Annotated in this window: 10 protein-coding genes; 7 read left to right on the plus strand and 3 right to left on the minus strand. The window is 28.3% G+C overall.

The window, feature by feature from the left end:
• Window positions 1-412 precede the first annotated feature (412 nt).
• The 5 genes from ubiK (at window position 413) to ERCISPPA3004_RS01180 (ending at window position 6,231) form a co-directional block, all read left to right on the plus strand.
• Window positions 413-658, plus strand: a complete 246-nt coding sequence (gene ubiK / locus ERCISPPA3004_RS01160; RefSeq protein ID WP_157990307.1) for a ubiquinone biosynthesis accessory factor UbiK — start codon at window positions 413-415, stop codon at window positions 656-658.
• Window positions 659-1,165: 507 nt separating this feature from the next.
• Window positions 1,166-1,657, plus strand: coding sequence for a CvpA family protein (locus ERCISPPA3004_RS01165; protein ID WP_157990308.1), 492 nt, complete (start codon window positions 1,166-1,168; stop codon window positions 1,655-1,657).
• Window positions 1,658-1,692: 35 nt separating this feature from the next.
• Entirely contained in the window at window positions 1,693-3,210 is a 1,518-nt protein-coding gene (purF, locus tag ERCISPPA3004_RS01170; RefSeq protein ID WP_157990672.1) for an amidophosphoribosyltransferase, read from the plus strand.
• Window positions 3,211-3,945: 735 nt separating this feature from the next.
• Window positions 3,946-4,509, plus strand: a complete 564-nt coding sequence (locus ERCISPPA3004_RS01175) for a UbiX family flavin prenyltransferase (RefSeq protein ID WP_157990309.1) — start codon at window positions 3,946-3,948, stop codon at window positions 4,507-4,509.
• Window positions 4,510-5,568: 1,059 nt separating this feature from the next.
• Window positions 5,569-6,231, plus strand: a complete 663-nt coding sequence (locus ERCISPPA3004_RS01180) for a DsbA family protein (protein WP_331905061.1) — start codon at window positions 5,569-5,571, stop codon at window positions 6,229-6,231.
• 706 nt (window positions 6,232-6,937) lie between these two features.
• On the opposite strand, the gene folK is transcribed toward ERCISPPA3004_RS01180, so the two are convergent.
• Together folK and pcnB are read right to left on the minus strand one after the other, a co-directional pair.
• A complete protein-coding gene (folK, locus tag ERCISPPA3004_RS01185; RefSeq protein WP_157990310.1) occupies window positions 6,938-7,426 on the minus strand; it encodes a 2-amino-4-hydroxy-6-hydroxymethyldihydropteridine diphosphokinase in 489 nt (162 codons plus the stop codon).
• Window position 7,427: 1 nt separating this feature from the next.
• Window positions 7,428-8,858, minus strand: a complete 1,431-nt coding sequence (gene pcnB, locus ERCISPPA3004_RS01190; protein ID WP_157990674.1) for a polynucleotide adenylyltransferase PcnB — start codon at window positions 8,856-8,858, stop codon at window positions 7,428-7,430.
• Window positions 8,859-15,165: 6,307 nt separating this feature from the next.
• On the opposite strand from pcnB, the gene glmU reads away from it, so the two are divergent.
• Window positions 15,166-16,539, plus strand: coding sequence for a bifunctional UDP-N-acetylglucosamine diphosphorylase/glucosamine-1-phosphate N-acetyltransferase GlmU (gene glmU, locus ERCISPPA3004_RS01195; RefSeq protein ID WP_157990311.1), 1,374 nt, complete (start codon window positions 15,166-15,168; stop codon window positions 16,537-16,539).
• Window positions 16,540-16,692: 153 nt separating this feature from the next.
• Window positions 16,693-18,522, plus strand: coding sequence for a glutamine--fructose-6-phosphate transaminase (isomerizing) (glmS, locus tag ERCISPPA3004_RS01200; protein WP_157990312.1), 1,830 nt, complete (start codon window positions 16,693-16,695; stop codon window positions 18,520-18,522).
• A gap of 154 nt (window positions 18,523-18,676) precedes the next feature.
• On the opposite strand, the gene fumC is transcribed toward glmS, so the two are convergent.
• The gene (gene fumC / locus ERCISPPA3004_RS01205) at window positions 18,677-20,065 is read right to left on the minus strand and encodes a class II fumarate hydratase (RefSeq protein ID WP_157990313.1); all 1,389 of its coding nucleotides are present in this window, start codon (window positions 20,063-20,065) and stop codon (window positions 18,677-18,679) included.
• Window positions 20,066-20,927 lie beyond the last annotated feature (862 nt).

Consider the following 20,927-nt stretch of genomic DNA (forward strand, 5'->3'; position numbering starts at 1 on the left):
TAGAAATAAATAAAAATATATTGCATGTTATAATAATATTATCTGTAGTACTAATGAATATTTTTCTCTGAATTAATATTAAGAATAATAATTAGCGTTTAGCATTGAGAGAAGGTTGCATGTTGTATTATAATATACAGGGAATTAGTCATGTATGCTTCTAAGAAGTTTTTGTATAATGTGGTAATATCATTAGGCGATATAATTATGCTAATAGTGAAACTAGATATTTGCATGGTATGTGATTTTAAATCATTAATATATACTTATATCATGTATTCGCTTAAAAATGTTTTTATCTGAAGGGTGTATTTTATACAATGTAAATGTTATCTATAATACTGATTGTTCTTTTTGATAGAACTAAGTATGTACGATAATTTATCCTTAAGAGATTTTTAGGTAAACGATAATGATTGATTTAAAAAAAATTGAAAGTTTAGCTCGTCAGGTTCATAGTGCAATGCCGATTAGTGTCAGAGATGTTGGGTATGATATGGAAAAGAAAATTCGGCAGATTCTTCAGTCACAATTAATGCAACTGGATTTAGTTAGCCGCACAGAGTTTGATGTTCAAGTGCAAGCTTTATTACGTATGAGAGAAAAACTCTCTATTCTAGAACAGCGTTTAGTGATATTGGAAAAACAATCATCATAATACCATTAAAGGTTTATGAAAACTTTTTAATGTTTTCTTATTTTTAGTTATATTAAGTAGGAAAGTATATTGTATGGAAAAGGTATCTTATTTGTAAAAAGACACTATTAGAGAGGCATGGTTTGAATAAACTATGTCTAGATAATTTTTTCTTGCTATAATATAAGTGAAAACATAACAAGATTGTTATTATTGATTTTAATGGTTTTGAATTAATAAAGATATCTAATGCTAAAATTTTATCTTATTTTTCATTATTTGCAAATAAAGTAGAGGTAACATGACATAATAAAATGATTCTAAAGGTTATCCTAGAAAAGCTAACTTAAAAATTAATACTGGTTATTTATAGATAATATCGTGGATATTCTTGTTTAATATCATATTTTAATGATGTTAGTATTAAGCACATATTGCCATATTTTTATATATTTTAAGCATGAAATATATAATTTTAAGAAAAAATACTGATATATTTTTAATTAAAAATTATAACGGAAGTGTGTAATGATCTGGATAGATTATACTATATTAGCGATTATTTCTTGCTCAACTTTTATAAGTTTGAAGCGTGGTTTAATTAAAGAAATGCTATCTCTCGTTATCTGGGGTCTGGCATTATTTATTACTTATTATTGTTATAATTTTTTATCAAATTGGTTAACAATAGCAGGATTACATAATACTTTGGTTTGCAATGGAATTGCTATAACATCTTTATTTGTTGGGGTGCTAACATTAGGAGCTATTGCAAGTTCTATTATGGGGCGTCTAGTATTAAAGACTGGATTCTCAGGAACAGATCAGGTCCTTGGAATGTGCTTTGGCGGATTGCGGGGTATAATAATTGTTTCATTAATGCTCTTTTTTTTAGATACATTTACTGATTTTAATACAATTCTAGATTGGGAAAAATCTCAACTTGCTCCGAAGTTTATATGTCTAATGCATTGGATTTTAAATTATTTTAAAGGCACATCAATTTTTATGCCACGGTAAGCGTGTTATTGTTTAGCTTATGAGGAATGATTAATATGTGCGGTATTGTTGGGATTGCAGGTTTTATGCCAGTAAACCAATCTATTTATGATGCATTAACAGTGTTACAACATCGCGGACAAGATGCTGCTGGTATCGTGACTCTTGATGATTTAAACTGCTTTCATATGAGAAAAGCAAATGGATTAGTAAGTTCTGTATTTAATGTTCGTCACATGCGACGCATGCAAGGCAATATGGGTATTGGGCATGTCCGTTACCCTACAGCTGGTAGCTGTAGTGCCTCTGAGGCGCAGCCTTTTTACGTAAATTCTCCCTATGGTATTACTCTTGCACATAACGGAAATATTACAAATGCGCATATATTGCGTAAAGAGTTGTTTGAAGATAGTCATCGTCATGTAAATACCACTTCAGATTCAGAAATTTTACTTAATATTTTTGCGCAAGAAATAAATCGTTTTGAATCGCACAGGCTTTCTTCAGAAAATATTTTTGCAGCTGTTTCTGAATTGCATGAGAAGGTTCGTGGCGCTTATGCATGTGTAGCGATGATTATTGGTCATGGGTTAGTTGCATTTCGTGATCCTAATGGAATTCGTTTATTGATTATTGGTGAACGTCAAAGAGCTGATGGTCGTGTTGAACATATAATAGCTTCTGAAAGCGTTGCGTTAGATATGCTTGGTTTTAAAATTTTACGTGACGTAGCACCTGGAGAAGCAGTGTATATTACAGTGAGCGGTCAATTATTTAGCCAGCAGTGCTCTAAGAATCCACAATGTAATCCATGTCTATTTGAGTATGTTTATTTTGCACGCCCAGACTCATTTCTTGATAAGATTTCTGTATATAGTGCCAGAGTACGTATGGGAACTAAACTTGGTCTTAAAATTGCTAGAGAATGGAAAGATCACACTATTGATGTAGTGATCCCAATTCCTGAAACATCTTGTGATATAGCACTAGAGATGGCACGCATTCTTAATAGACCATATAGACAGGGATTTGTAAAAAATCGTTATGTAGGTCGCACATTTATTATGCCAGGGCAGCATTTGCGTCGTGGTGCTGTAAGGCGTAAATTAAACACTAATCGTGCTGAATTTTTCGGTAAAAATGTACTCTTAGTCGATGATTCTATCGTGCGTGGAACTACCTCAGAACAAATCATTGAAATGGCACGTGAAGCGGGGGCAAATCAGGTTTACTTGGCTTCAGCGGCCCCGGAAATTCGTTTTCCAAATGTTTATGGTATTGATATACCAAATGCTAGCGAACTCATTGCTCACGGAAGAAATATAGAAGAAATTCGTCAGCTAATCGGTGCTGATGCATTGATTTTTCAAGACCTAAAAGATTTAATTGAAGCTGTTCGAGAAGATAATCTTGAAATTAAACGATTTGAATGCTCTGTGTTTGATGGTATTTACATTACTAAAGATATTGACAAAGAGTACCTTGAATATCTGCAATTACTACGTAATGATGATGCTAAGATATTACAGCGTCAAAATGATATGGAGAGCTTAGAAATATATAATGAAACATAAAATAGCATGATTATAACTACAATGTTGTGGTTCTATATGTTATTACATTTTTAGAATGAGTAACGGAGAATTAGTTAATTCTTGTGGAAGTTTTATGTTGTTTATAGTTAACATTTGAGATTATGATATTATTATTTTTAATTTTTTTGTCACAGATGTACCCAATATATCTGATTTCTATTGTTAAATTATGAGATAAAATTTGATTTTTTGTTTGTAGTTAATTTAATATTAAAATTTTCTTTAGTAGGTATGGTACTAATATAGTATATTCTATATATAATATGATAACTATCTATCAAAATGATTTATTTAATATGAATTTTTAATTCATATTAAAACTTAATTATTGCACGAAATAAATATATATATTTTTAAAATGTTTATCATTTTAGTTTTTTTATGATCAATCTAAAGTTAGTTTTTATAAGAATAGCCTGGTGATCAAAATAGTATTTATAACGTAGGTTTTATGACTATTTAGCTTTTATAAGACATCATTTATCAATCTATAAATAAATTAACTGTTTAGAACAATATACCAATAAATATGTTTAGATAAAAATTATTTCATTCAAGTATAGCTATTTTTAATAACGCTTACTTCTTTTAAAAATCATATAATCATGATTAATCAAGCATTCATTTGGTAGGCTTAATATGCGGGTTGATTAATAAGGTATTATTGCATCTGCTGCCTTATGTTGTTGTTCATGTTGTATAGGAGAATACGATATGAAAAGACTCATTCTTGGAATTTCTGGCGCTAGTGGAGTAATTTATGGTATACGAGCTTTACAAGTTTTACAGAAGGTTAATGATATTGAAACACATATTATAATCACTAAAGCAGCATCTAAAACTCTCCTTCTAGAGAGTGATTACTCAGTACAAGATATATATCAAATGGCTGATGTAGTACATGATATCAGTGATATCTCGGCTAGCATTTCTTCTGGTTCTTTTAAAACAATTGGCATGTTAGTTTTACCATGCTCTGTAAAAACTTTATCTGGTATTGTCTATAGTTCACAGGATGGATTGTTGATCCGTGCTGCCGATGTGGTATTAAAAGAAAAACGTCGATTAGTTTTAGGTGTTCGTGAAACCCCCTTACATCTTGGGCATCTACGTATGATGACTGCGGCAGCTGAAATGGGAGCAATTATTATGCCCCCAGTAGCAGCATTTTATCATCGTCCTGATAATTTAATGCATGTCATTAACCAAACGGTAAACCGCATATTAGATCAATTCGATATTCAATTAGAGAATGATCTTTTTATGCGCTGGAAATAAGTTTGGTAGCTGTGTTACATATACTATAATATAGATTATATATAGATATTATAGAAATGCGTTAAATGAAGTTTAAAATTTACTTAATGATATATAATCATTATCTTTAAAAGAATTTTAGATATATATCTAAAATTCTTTTTTTTCGTTTTGCATTAGATTATAATATAATATAAATTAAATAGAAGACAATTAAATAGATATTGCGGTGTTATTTTAGGTATTATATAAATATAATCTGTAATGGCTTTAATGAAAGTTGCCTATCTATAAAACATATAATGTATATTTAAGTTTAAACTTATTTGATGTAGAGTAGTATTATATAAAATATATAACTATATTAATTTTGTTGCAGGTTTAGTAAATAGAATTGTTACAAGTTATAAAATAATCTGAAAGAATATACTTCTCTTCAGAGAGTATAAGAAATGATTTTCTTTCTCATACTTTTAAAAGGAAATATGTTAATCACCATAATTTATTATCTAATTATGTAAATATAGAATGAACATATATGTTTAATGCGTTTTCTATAATCTTTATCATTTATATGATAATAAGAAATTATTGATTAGCATAAATTACCAACATTGATTTTTAGTTTTCTTATCGGAGTATCTATAGTAATCTAGATAATTTTTGTAAATGATTTATATAGAATTTATAGATTCTATGATTTTAGATGTATTATTGATGATAATCAAACCATGATGTCATAGTATTTCCATACTGACTATTTATGCGATTATTGGATATTTAAACGAATCCAAACTGATTTTATATACTTATGATATACTTATTATATAGACTGTAATAGAATGATGTCAAGAGACATGTCTAATAAGAGCTTTCCAAAATATTAATTTATCCACTATTCTATCTCTATTTTCATTAATAATCTTTTAAGAGTTCTTGTGGTTATGTAACATTGACATATAGAGATAGTGATCAAATATAAAAATTATTATACTGATATAGTATAGCAAGCATTTACGCATAATAGTGTAATTTAAAATCGTTTTTAACTTGTACATCTGATTGATAATGGATTTAATGATGCAATTTTTAAAGAAAAAAAGAGAGTATGCAATCAAAAATATTCTATTACTATTATTAGTTACTATGTTTACTTTTCATGCCAGCGCCTCTCTATTAAGAAACAGTCAAAAGTATATCAGTCTCGATCAACCTGTTACTAGTATGCCTCATGTTCTTGAATTTTTTTCATTTTATTGTCCTCATTGTTACGAATTTGAAAAAGAATGGTGTGTTAATCAGACCGTTCAGAAGAATTTTCCAAGACACGGCAAACTAATTAAGTATCATATTATTAATTTTGGTGGAGATATGGGTTATGCCCTCACTCGAGCATGGGCCATTGCTATGATGATGGGGGTAGAAGAGAAAGCAATCTTGCCTATTTTTGAAGGAGTTCTTGTTAACAAGAGCATTGTTGATCGAGTTTCCTTAAAAAAAGTGTTTATTCAATCAACTGGAATACAGGCAGAACAATATGATACTGCATGGAATAGCCAGGTAATTGATGCATTATGTGAACAACAAGGAAGAGTTGCACGAAATATTAATCTTAAAGGAGTACCGACAATCATCATACATGGAAAATATATGGTTAACGGTGATAAACTAGATACAAGCTCTATAGCTACCTATGTTCAGCAATACGCTGATGTGGTTCAATTTTTGTTGAATAAAAAGTAATATATCGCTGATACTAAGGGAATGGGAATATAATAATTCTTGTATGCATAATAAATATTATATTATTCTTTATTAAAAGCAGAATTTGCTAAATATTTTTAATATTTAATCAATAGAAATTATAATTTATAATCTATTTTATTTTTTATAGGATTTTCAGAAGAAACGCAACCCGTTCAGATTATTTTTAGTAGGGCTTTTATATGAGTTTTTTGTTTGCGGGTAGGTACAGATCGTTAATAAATCAGGCATTAATGCTTTTAAAATAAATATGATAAATTTATATGAGTTAGCTTATAGAAAACTGATATTCTAGCGCTGTATGTAACACAAGAGATATGTGTTAGACAATTCTAAGAAAAATCATATTTATACATCAATGGTGTAAGAATTTAATTTCATTATAAATAAGCTTAAAAGTTCGCTGAGTTTGGTCAATACATTATATATTTAGGTATTACATGTGTACGATATTCACTATCAGGGTTATGGATATTAGAGTCTATCTAAATTTTATAGATAAATATTTTTCTATTATCTCAAAAACATTCAATAATGCCATCACTTTTAGAGTAAGAGGTCTTGAAAAATCATCAAGTAGTATATTAATATTTTAATATGCATATCGACACTTGTTATTGATATCTTTATAAATATAGAGTCTTTAATTGGTTTATAGTTGAAATTTTGGCATAGGTCACAAAAATTAGATTTTTCTGACATCTTTTATTGTATTATAATCTAGATTATTTAGGATGGCTGATAATCTTTGGCCATTTGGCAAACAAATTTTTGGATTAATCTCAAGAAGAGGTATGATCATAAAAGCACGATTATGCATATCATAGTGTGGTATGGTTAATTGAGATGTTTTAATGGTTATATTATCGAATAGCATAATATCAATATCTATTATACGAGCCCCCCATTTAGGTTCCAATCGAATACGTCCTTGTTTGATTTCAATATATTGGGTGTGACTCAATAGCGTTTCAGGATTTAGATTCGTATCAAGAGCTACTGCTATATTAAAGAAATTAGGTTGATTTATTGGACCATAAGATACAGTCTCATAGAGTAGAGATTTGGAAACAATGTGAGATTTTTTAATAGATGCTATGCTCTTCAGAGCATTATTAATTTGTTGTGGTGGGTTGGCGAGATTGCTACCCAATGAGAGATATACGCGATGCATTTTAATAATCACTATTTTTAGTTATTTTTTTATGATGTAAATCAGTGATTGAATATGCACATATTGCTTGCTTTTTATATGAACGAATTAGGTGATGATCAAGTATTTGAATCATTATCTTTTGCTCGGGTATTTCGGATATTTGGAATTCAAGCCACCATGTACTTAGATTTTGCAAATCATGATTGTTTTCTATTTGAGCTCTCATTTTGAGAAGATCATATGCAGCGCGAAATGTTGGATGTGCCATAATTGTAAATGCTCGTTTACCTTGTCGGCGAGTTAAACGAAATTGTAATTGCCAAATTTCTCGCACTAATGTAGTAATACGCTTTGGTATGGTCAAAACTTGATTGGCTTTTTCTAAGATATTATTCATAGATAATATAAAAGCATCGTAATAGTTAAGATTGTTTTTTTTGGCAAGTTCTGTCGATATTATGAGCTGCGGGTACCAGTACATGGCGGCAAACAAAAACGCTGGATTAACGCGCATGTTATTATGGATGCGTATGTCAGTATTTGTTAATACTAGAAGAATCATTTTCTCCATGTAACTATTACCACTTTCAGTAAAGTATTGTGTAATAATCGGGAACAGGGGTTGGAATAATTGATGTTTGCATAGTTCAAGATATGTATTATATCCGTAACCAGTCTGAAAAAGTTTTAGTATTTCTTCAAAAAGACGGGCAGGAGGAATGTCATATAGCAGCGTAGCTAGACGTGGGATTGGTTCTTGAGTTTCATGGGCAATATCCATTCCTAATTTAGCGGAAAATCTTATAACTCGTAACATTCGAACTGGATCTTCACGATAACGAGTTTCAGCATTTCCAATTATACGAATAATTCCTGTCTTAAGATCATTTAGCCCACCCATATAATCACGGACTGTATAATCAGCTATATTATAATATAGACTGTTAATTGTCAGATCGCGACGCTGAGCGTCATCTTCAATAGATCCAAAAATATTATCACGTAATAGCATACCATTTTGAGCACATTGTGCATGATGACGATGATTAATATTTTTTGATTCTATTTTGTGGTGTCCGCGAAATGTAGCCACTTCAATAATTTCATCTCCAAACATGATATGGGCAAGACGGAATCTACGGCCAACTAAACGACAGTTACGGAATAACTGACGCATCTGATCGGGTGTTGCATTAGTAGTTATATCAAAATCTTTAGGTTGTTTACCAAGCAACAAATCACGTACTCCACCACCTACGAGGTAAGCTTCGTATCCAAATTTATGAAGACGGCATAATACTTTAAGAGCATTATCACTAATATTTTTATGCGAGATATTGTGATGATTTCTAGTAACAATAGCCACTGGATAGTTTTCTGCTATTTTAGTTGCGCTTACTTCTTCGCAACCACGGACTTTTCGACAAAAATTAGCCACTCTGGTAAAAATAGGGCACCTCTATACTAAAATTATCTGATCTATTAAAAGTTAACCATAATTTAAATGCAAGCCATTAATCATGTTAAAGATTTTCACTGCTACGTGTTGATAAATTTATGCATGATAGTCATAAAAACTTTTTATACTTATTTATAATTTTTACTTTGAAATGTGATTTTTCGTAATATAATTAAGCCACTAGGACTAGTTTGTTTTGAATGTTATTGATACCTATGAAAATCTTTCTATAAGAAAGTATCTAAACATTGTAGAATGCAATACGATAATTTTAAGATAAAACAGATCTATGAATCAATATTAAATTTTTCTATACAGGTATTTATTATATTATTATACAATAGATAATATTAATTACATAGTTGATATCTCTCATATTTTTATATGAGAAAGTAAGATTTAGTATTTTTATATCTATATCGCAGATGATCTATATATGTATATATTTTTAAGTATAATTTTCATTGCTTATAGTAGGAATTTAATGTTTTTTATTTAAATTTTATGTGTAAATTTTATATGTAAGTATGTTATTGATTAGGCTTTTTAAATATATATGAAGAACTTTTATATTAGCGATAATTATAGAACAATAGATTAGCTGACTGTATCTAGGCTGGTGGTATTTTTGTTTATTATTTTATTAATTATTATGTCACTATTATTAATGTGTTCTATGTAATATAAATACATATTTTATTATAGACTACAATAGTGTTATAGTATTTTTTGATACTTAAAAAGTATCACTGTATTGTGATATTGATCTGAATACCTCTATTGGTGAAAAAGTTATTTTATTAGTTCTGATAAAATTTCTGATAAAATAAAGAAATTAAAATAGCTTGAATTTTTATATAATTTTATATTTTTTTTATTGTATATACAAATATAAGAGACTTAATTATTTTATTTTTAAGCAAATTATAGATATATATAGTTAGTGATTTTTTTACAAAATATTTTAATTAGATTAAGTATGTTCAATCTATAGTTGGATACTAAATTATCCCCTAGAATAACGTACGATATATAACTCAACATGATTTATACATTTTTATTTTTAAGAATGTTTTATTTTAAATAAAATTGATCAATGCAGTTAGAATATGGTAAGACATATAAAAATATATAAAGGTATAAAAGGTATATTTTGATGATATTGCAAAGTTTATTAAAAATATTCAGCAAGAGATTGAAAGATAATGAAGTAAGATTATAAAGTTCATCGTATTTTATCAGTTAAATTTTTATTGTGAATTTTTGCGATATAATGTGTTGAGGTACATTATTATTAATGTAGCAAGATATTTTATAAAACATTATGTATAATATATAAAAATATTATACATAATGTTTTTAACAAATCACGTAGATTCTGTAAAATTATTAATTTTTAACGATTTATATAATTAGTACTTTTATTAAACCGAGTCAATTACTATGAAAATTAAATAAGATATAAGGATATGTTTAACGATGTGATCGGATAATATATTATTTTTATATTTTTATAGTGTTTTTAATACACTAAATATGTTAGATATTTCACATAATAACCAATTATAAAGCAATTATCCCTTTTATATTACATTATTATATTTTTAGAATTATATTCTATATTTTTAGAATTATATTCTGATTTTAGTTATAAAATAAATTCTTCAATTAAATAAATATTTTTAATCATTCTCCTGTTTTTGATTTTAATTTAATTATTATATTTATTTGTTTTATAATTACTGATTTTAAAAATATCTTTTTATTTTATTCATTGTTTTGTTGTATAGCTGACCTTTCCGGATATGATCAAGAGCAGTTTGATGATTTGCATTTAAGTAATATGCACTCCTATAATTATTTTACTAAAAAGTTAATAATATTAGAGATCGTTATGTTATCACTATTTATAGTGACGATAGTGTATTTCATATCTTAAGACTGTTGTGTATAAAATTAAATAGTTAATATATAAAACACATCAAAAAAAATGGTGATTTTAGAGTATTTCTATATATTTACAGTATTTATATCATGTTAAAGCAGAAAAATAAGTTGTATTCTCTGTTTTAATTAAATTCTTAGTGCAATTTTTATTATATGTCTGATAAGTATCATTTACAGAAAAATTTATGACTAATGACTCTCTAATTTTTTATAGTCAGCGTTACTGATTTGTCTTTATTATTGATCACACCGTCTATCTTTAGATAAGATAAAATTTATAAATTATATTATCTAGTTAATCATTATATTATCAAATATATTTGGGGTATGCCAGCTACAAATATTAGAAATAGCAAACAGTGTATAATAAAATATATGTAAATTTTTTAAAATTTTACTGGTCTGTTTTAAAAATTTAACAGTGAATAAAATCTATATTGTGTCAGAATCGTTTTATGTATTATGTTTTTATGATCAACAGACGCGATATGCTAAATAGTAACAGGAGATGTATCAATAGCTAAAAACTTTATGTTTTAGTAAGACATACAAAGTAAGATATGCAGAAGTCGATGATATGCGGTTTACTAGTTTAGATATATTTTTTATAATGTTATGTGTTCTTTTTAAATAGTTTTGTCCTATCATAACATATCATTTCTCTAATTTTTGAGCGCGTTTCTGATATTTCTTTATAGTTGTAGTTTTTAAAATTTTCTAAAGAATATGTTATAAATATGATTTATATAGAGCATGATTCTGAGATTAGATAATGTAATGGGTTATTGTTATTTATGTTGATTGTGTTTTAAGGACGTGAAAAATGAGAAGAGACAACATTCTATTTTTACCATGAAACTCTCCTTCTATAGAATTTTTCTGGTTTGAGTCTGGACTAAAAATATTTATAACTTTATAATAAATTATAAAATATAACTTATAAAAAATAATTTATAGCACAATCTTTATCGTCTCGCATAGATGTCAGAGATATTAATTTTTTAACAGAACACCTTAATAACTGTGCATACTGCATAAAATATGAAAAAATTATTCAATAGAGGTCTAAACGTCTTGGACTATAGACGGATTTTATCAGTGCAATAATAATACAAAGATATTTTTTAAAGATTTTTTAGTTGGAAATAAGTAAATTTTCTCTATATATGTATGTACTTCAACATATTTTTATCTTTGATTGGCAGTAAAATAATATATTGACAGAGGACGTAATTGTGATCTATTGCATAGTAGGTACTATTTTTTCTACGAATATTTAGTACATCAATAGAATGGCTTCAAAATTGAAGTAAAATGCAATATTATGTTAATAATAGAGAATCTTCACTAATTTGATAATATAAAGTAATATCTCATACAACACGTTTTGGAAAAATCTTATCTGATAAGTATTACATAATGTTTTCACTTACTAGGAATTTATTTAACATTGATATATAAATTAAAAATATTGAAAAACTATCTATAATGATTTTTTTAAATATTTATATAGATGTCAAATGTAAGTTGTTTAAGAAAGCTTTTATAATAAGAGATAGACTGGCATAAAAAAGATAAATTATTCTGATATATGAAAAAAATAACTTATAAAACATTTAATGACAGAGATCTGACTGATTTTGCTTATATTTATATTTATATTTGTTTTAAATAATTTAAAAATTTTTACATTTACTTTAGTAAAATTTTTTTATTCAAAAAAAATCTATTGATAGTAATTGATCTCAAGATATTTTTTCTTACCCGGAATGTCTGTTGATTTGTAAATATTAGATTTTGAAAAGAATAAAAGTTAAGGATTAAAATTTTTTTTGTTTTCCTAAAACTATAAAATATAAATTGTTATAGTACAATATTAATTGTTGTTAACAAGCCTGGTTATGAAAAGACATTAAATATGTGATGAGTAATAAATATTATAGGTGAAGATCAAAATAAGTCTTGATATAATATTTTGTTATTTTTACATATGAGACAGGCGCCTTGTGATCTTTACCTGATAGCAGGATAGTTATTTTTAGCAAAAATATCACTTAATTTATACTAATTTTATTAACAGTATTTTTTTTATAAAATATTTTATTGACGAAGATTTGAAATGAAAAGATACAATAATAAATTATCAGTAAATCAAATATTACGTGAACAGATAATCATCTCGTATATATTATACATAGTTTTATAAAAAGTACTTTGATTTATATATAATAAATACTAATATACAAGTAGTTATTGTAATCTTAATAATAGAATATTTCTTTTATATATTTAAAAATTTACACGCATATCTTATTATTTTGTTTAAATTTTATTAGAATTTTTTATTTTAAGCTATAGTCAATAAATATCATAAATAATGATATTATAGTAGACAATGATCCTAATTTTAAATTTAGCGCGCTAATTATGTAATTAACTTAAATCAAAATAGTAGATCACTGATCTTTATAGATAATAGATCAAAAATTTTTTATAGTTTAAATATTATCTTTTATTTTATAATAGAAGAGATTAGCTAAAGATTATTTTTTAAAAAGATTGTAATTTTATATTCTTACCTTATATCCTATTATATTTAATATGTTCATCTTGGAGCCAATAATTTTTGATGTGATGTCAGTATGCTACATATCTTGTTATTTAATGAAATGAGATGTATGGTTGTTATTTTATAATAAATCGTTTTATTTAATTTTGATCAAAAAATAAATATATTATCTATATTTTATAAAATTAGATCTATAAAGATATTAATAATCTAATTTTCTATAGAATATTTTTTATCTGCGCTCTTAGTTTATGATAATTTTTAAAAATCTTAAATTTATCATTTTCTAAATGTAGAATAGTGCTAAGAGAGGTCATTGTTTTTGATAGGTTCTACTTTTAATAAATATAGTTTTACCTCAAAGATCATGCCGCTGTTTAGGTTGAGCTTAAAAGTGATAATTTTTAGAAAATTTATCTTATATTTTTGATTTGGCAGATATTTCGTTCTTAGTGTATGTATAAAATTATTACTTTCAGTTTTAGATGCAATCTTTTAATGATTAATAATTATCATTAAATTTATTATATTTGCAATAATCATTAATAAATCAGTCTTAAAAGTATTACCACATTGAGTATTAATAGATTCTCAAATGTTGTTTACTGCTATCTTTTTATTAAGAGATGTATGAAAATTTTATGTGTCTGTTATTATTTGTTATAGAATACAATTCTATTTCTTGATTTATTATAGGATTAAATCTTTTATAATAAAGTGGATATGTTTTGTAGTTATACAAAAACATCATTTTGTTAAACATAATTAGAGTTATTGCTATTTTTGGGGAATTATTTATAGGTACTAATACTTGGTAGATTATCTTAAATTTAAGAGTAATGAGAGGAAGAATCTATCAATATAGATTAATATGTGTTATATATTTTTATATGTGTTTTATATGTGTTTTATCTTTTGCAGGAGATAAAATTGATTATTTATATATATTATAAAATATAATATATTTTATTTTATTATATTATAGGTTGCAAATAGGTTATAAAACGTAAAATAAAATTTATCAGTGTAGATGATATCTTTCTAATACTTTATTTTCTAATAGAATACTATAATTAGTAAAATTAGCATTTAGATAGCATATTTCAGCTAAATTATCTAAAAATTATAGATCACATAAATAGATCTTTATAATTGCCAATTATAACTCTAATCAATGGATATTTTTAAGTGATATGTTTTATAACTTAAAGTATAGTGATGGTTTTGTATTTTTACATATATAACAATTTATATATTTAATTAAATATAATTATAGCAATTTAATTTAAAAATCTAAAAAATAAAATGTTTTTAATTATTATTAGTTAAATGATCTTAATATGTACTTCTGTTATCTTTGCTATTGAAAAACAACTAGAGATATTCTGATTTATTGCTTTATATATAATAGCATCTAGATATTTTTATCGTATTTGATAGATTAAATATGAGCATGAGGTATGGTGTGAGGTATAGAACAGATAGGAAGACCGTAAGTTATAAAATCAAGAAAATTAAAATGGTTAAATTAGATAATACCGGATTAAATGCATATTGTAGAGTAATATATACTATAATATGTGGTTATTTAGCATAATTTATGAGAATATGACAATGCTTTTTCTATGTATAGCTATATAATAAGTATTTTTGTAATGGCATCTACTTTTTTTAATATATAAGTTTTATATGCCTACCCGTAGAGTAAACATAGTTTCACCTCATATAAAGTCTTACCGTTGCTCCGTTGCCACGTTGAATAAATAATTAGCTGAGATATTTATGTTCGACCATTCTATAAGCGTAGTAATTCTTGCTGCTGGTAAAGGTACCCGTATGCACTCCCATATACCAAAAGTGCTACATTTGCTTGCAGGAAAACCTATTGTTCAGTACGTTATAGATAGCGCTAAAGCAATTAATGCACGCAACATTCATTTAGTTTATGGCTATGGCGGTGATCTTTTAAAAACTACTCTCAAGGATGAATCATTAAATTGGATTTTTCAAGAAGAACAACTTGGTACAGGTCACGCCATGCAGAAATCTTCATCATATTTTGATGATAATGAAGATATTTTAATGTTATACGGTGATGTTCCTTTAATTTCAAGTGCAACATTGTCCCGTCTTCAAATGGCAAAGATAGAAGGTGGTATTGTTTTACTTACACGAAAATTGGATAACCCAGCTGGTTATGGTCGCATTCTCCGTCAAAAAGGGAGAATAGTTGGCATTATAGAACAACAAGATGCCACACCAGAACAACTACAAATCAATGAGATTAATACAGGTATCCTCTTGGCGAGTGGTGCCGATTTAAAGCGTTGGCTCGGTCAGCTGACTAGTCACAAAATAATCGGTGAATACTATATAACTGATATTATTGCAATAGCTCATAAGCAAGATTGTCCTATTGTTTCAGTGCATCCTGCAAGCAGTATTGAGGCAGGTGGAGTAAATACCCACCTTCAGCTTGCCCAGTTAGAACGTCTCTATCAAATTGAACAGGCAAAACAATTGCTTTTAGAGGGTGTGACGTTGCAAGACCTTAATCGTTTTGATTTACGTGGCACACTCAAACATGGTTATGACATAGTTATTGATTCTAATGTAATTATTGAAGGACATGTAGTTGTTGGAAATGGAGTTACTATTGGCAGTGGGTGTTTAATTAAAAACAGTATTATATCTGATAATAGTGTAATTTATCCTTATAGCGTTATTGAGGACTCTTACTTAGGGCCAAGGTCTGTCATTGGGCCATTTGCTCATTTACGTCCAGGAAGTAAATTAGAAGAGGGTTCCTGTGTCGGTAATTTTGTAGAATTGAAAAATTCACATCTCGGGATAGGTTCCAAAGCAGGACATCTAAGTTATATTGGTGATGCAGAGATCGGAAAAAATGTTAATATTGGAGCAGGAACTATTACTTGTAATTATGACGGTGTTAAAAAATCAAAGACTATAATCGGTGATGATGTTTTTATTGGTTCTGGGTCTCGTTTTGTCGCTCCGGTTCAAGTATCACCTGGCGTTACTATTGCTGCTGGTACTACTATTATAAGAGATATTCCAGATATTGGGTTGGTTTACGATCAAAAAAAACAAATTTTTAATTCTAATTGGAATCGGTTGAAGAAAAAAGAAGAATAATTTTAAAATTACATGTTTCATATCTAGAGAATATCTATTAAATATATTAACATCATTATCATTTATGATCATATTGAGGGCGCAATTAGATCTCCTGAGAATATCAGGTTAAAATATCTGGTTACTTAATAACACTATCAGGAACTCATAACTATGTGTGGAATTATTGGTGCTGTTTCCCAGCGGGATATTGCAAAAATTCTTCTTGAAGGGCTTCGTTGTCTTGAATATCGTGGTTATGATTCTGCTGGTCTTATGGTAGTTAACTCCACCGGAAAGGCAAACCGTTTGCGCTGTGTTGGAAAAGTGAACAATTTAATCTGCGCAGCAGAACATGCTGTACTTTTAGGAGAAACTGGTATTGCGCATACACGATGGGCTACGCATGGAAAACCAGAAGAAACTAATGCTCACCCACATATATCTACTAATATTGCAGTAGTGCATAATGGAATTATTGAGAATTATGAGCTATTACGTGACCAATTACGGGATCGGGGTTATACTTTTTTTTCAGAGACTGACACGGAAGTAGTGGCTCATTTAGTGCACTGGGAGCAACAAAGGGGCGGTTCATTACTTTCAGTAGTACAGCGTATTATTCCAGATCTTTGTGGTACTTATGGTATGGTAATATTAGACACTTACTCTCCTGATAGATTAATTGCTGCTCGCTCTGGCAGTCCTTTAGTGATTGGTTGTGGTATCGGTGAAAATTTTATTGTTTCGGATCCTATGGCATTACTGTCAGTGACCCGTCGTTTTATATATCTAGAAGAAGGAGATATTGCACAAATTAGCTCTTATGGTATTGAAATTATAGATCGCTGCAATAATATTGCGCAGCGTTGCGAAATAAAATTAGACACACATTATGATGCAGGAAATAAAGGTTTATATAATCATTATATGCAGAAAGAGATTTATGAACAACCTTTGGTATTAAAAAATACGCTAAGTGGTCGTTATAATAATAGTCTTGTTGAGTTTTCTGAGTTTAATGATCAGGCTTATTCTCTTCTAGAAAAAGTTGAGCATATACAGATTGTAGCATGTGGTACGTCTTATCACTCCGGAATGGTTGCTCGTTATTGGCTTGAGTCGCTAGCGAATATGCCTTGTGATGTTGAAATTGCTTCTGAATTTCGTTATCGAAAATTCGTAGTACGAGAAAACAGTTTATTTATTACTTTGTCTCAGTCTGGAGAGACGGCTGATACATTAGCAGCATTACGCTTATCTAAGAATTTAGGATATTTAGGATCTTTATCTATCTGTAATGTATCTTCTTCCTCTTTAGTACGTGAATCTGATTTTTCGCTTATGACGAAAGCGGGAATAGAAGTTGGTGTAGCATCAACTAAATCTTTTACTACTCAATTAGTGGTTTTATTAATTCTAGTAGCAAAAATTAGTAGTTTAAAAGGTGGAACCTCAAAAGTAGAGAGAGAGATTGTTAATGCTCTAAGGATATTGCCAGATTGTATTGAAAAGGTATTATTGCAAGATAAACTCATTGCTAAATTAGCAGAGAACTTTTCTAATAAAAATCATGCTTTATTTATTGGGCGAGGAGAACAATATCCAATAGCTATGGAGGGGGCTCTAAAATTAAAAGAAATCTCTTATATTCATGCTGAGGCTTATGCTGCTGGTGAATTAAAACATGGTCCATTAGCATTAATTGATTCTGAGATGCCAGTTATTGTAGTTGCGCCACAGAACACACTATTAGATAAACTCAAATCTAATATTGAAGAGGTACGTGCTAGAGGTGGTCTTCTGTATATTTTTACTGATTCTCTTTCTAATTTTTCAAGTAGTAATAACATGCATATTGTTCCTTTACCTCATATTCCAGCAGTACTTGAACCTATTGTTTATATTGTGCCATTACAGTTATTAAGCTATTATATTGCCCTTATACGAGGTACTGATTTAGATAAGCCTCGTAACTTAGCAAAATCAGTAACAGTAGAATAATTCTTCATCTTTTCTAAAATTAAATAAAACAATAGCATTAAGAGATAATTATTCGATACTCATAAGTTCAAACAATGAGTTGTTGTAGTATCTACAATACCTCAATTCTATTTTCTGTATAAATATACTATATTTATATTTGATAGTGATAATTTTAAATACCTGCCATTTTTTCAGGTTTAACCCAGGTATCAAATTGAGCTTCTGTTAAAAATCCCAGTTGTACTGCAGATTCTTTTAATGTTAACCCCTCTTTATGAGCTTTTTGAGCAATTTTTGCTGATTTATCATAACCGATATGTGAACTAAGAGCTGTTACAAGCATTAATGATTCATCAAGTAATTTACGAATACGATGATAATTAGGTTGTATACCCAGTGCACAATGTTGATTGAAACTATTTATGCCATCAGATAATATGCGCAAGGATTGTAAAAAATTATATATCACCATGGGTCTGTATACATTTAATTCAAAGTTACCCGATGCTCCACCTATATTAATTGCTACGTCATTTCCCATCACTTGGCAGCATATCATGGTTACCGCTTCACACTGAGTAGGATTTATCTTGCCTGGCATGATGGAGCTGCCAGGTTCATTTTCGGGAATATTAATCTCACCAATACCACATCTTGGACCAGAAGATAACCATCGAATGTCGTTAGAAATCTTCATTAAAGAAGCTGATAGATTTTTTAGGGAACCATGAGCATGGACTATAGCATCGCAAGTTGCTAATGCCTCAAACTTATTTGGCGCTGTAATAAATTTTATTTTGGTTAGCGCGACAATTTCATTGACCATACGAAAGGCATACTCAGGGTGAGCATTTAGACCATTACCTACAGCTGTTCCTCCTATCGCCAACTCTAATAAATGAGGTATACTTTGTTGAATGTGGACTAGATTATGCTTAAGCATTGATTTCCAACCTGAAATCTCCTGCCCAAGAGTTAACGGAGTGGCATCTTGTAAATGAGTGCGACCGATTTTGATAATATCTTTAAAGACTCTAGATTTATGGTATAGTGTTGTATGGAGTGCCTTTATTGCTGGGATTAGATTGTTTTTTATAGCTAAGACCGCTGCAATATGCATGGCAGTCGGAAAAACATCATTAGAGCTCTGACTGTTATTGACTTCATCGTTCGGATGAATTAAGCGAGACATTCCGCGCTCGCCTCCAAGAAGTTCACTGGCGCGATTAGCGAGAACTTCATTCATATTCATATTTGTTTGAGTACCAGATCCGGTTTGCCAGACCGAAAGTGGGAATTCTTTATAATGTTTTTTAGCTAGTACTTCATCAGCTGCTAATATAATCGCTTCTGCGTGAGTAGATTTTATTAAACCAAGCTCTTGATTAACTTTTGCAGCTGCACGTTTAGTGAGTGCTATTGCATATAAAAGCTCTTCTGGCATTTTTTCTGTGGAAATGCAAAAATATTTTAGAGAACGCTGTGTTTGTGCACCCCAGAGCTGATTTGCAGGAACCTCAATAGTACCCATAGAATCCTGCTCAATGCGGGTTTTATACATTTTTATCCTCGTCTAGGTAGTAGGCAGTAGGTAGTAGGCAGGGAAAATATAGTAATTATGATAAACGATTAGAATTATATATAGAGATATTCTATCTACTAGATGATAATGACTTTAAATAGGTCTATAAGTATATTTGGCATGCTATGTTATATTTTTGTATATATTACGAGCTAAAAAATGATATTTATCTTATGATGCTTTCATTGTATTCCGCTCTTTAGATAAGTATCTATTTATACTGATTGAAATAAATACTAGGATGTATAATTTATCTATTTAGTAGTTTTTTATGAATAATTAATTTTGATAAAAATTTTATTGAAATATAAATATATTATTATAATATATAATAAATTATTTATATAATAAAAGATAGATGATAAATAAATGTAGTAAGATTTAATTTTTATGAATAATATCTAGACATACTATGATAAAAATATATTAATATAATTATAGCGTATAATTTTAAAAATACAAATATATAGATATTTTTATTACAAATCGCTAATAAATTTGTATTTTTAGTTTTGTCTAAATTGCTTATCATCTTACATTTCAGATGTTAAGATTAGTGAATTATTTTTATATGAATTAGTTTGATTTGTTTAGTTTTTATTTTTAAGCGACATTTAAAAAAATATAGATCTATTATTGTTGATTTTTTGTTTAGAAAATATTTTTAAGAGCGCGTAATCGCTAAAAAGCTTACTAAAATATACATTGAGAACTAGTTTGATGTAAGTGGTGTGATATCTTTATTGTAAAGATAAATATCATCTATCAGAATAAGTTTTCAGAATGATGGGTTGATTAAAATTTTTTATTGACAATTTTTGGTAAATGCACACAAAATATA

The sequence above is a fragment of the Candidatus Erwinia haradaeae genome (assembly GCF_900698995.1).
Taxonomy (GTDB): domain Bacteria; phylum Pseudomonadota; class Gammaproteobacteria; order Enterobacterales; family Enterobacteriaceae; genus Erwinia_E; species Erwinia_E haradaeae_C.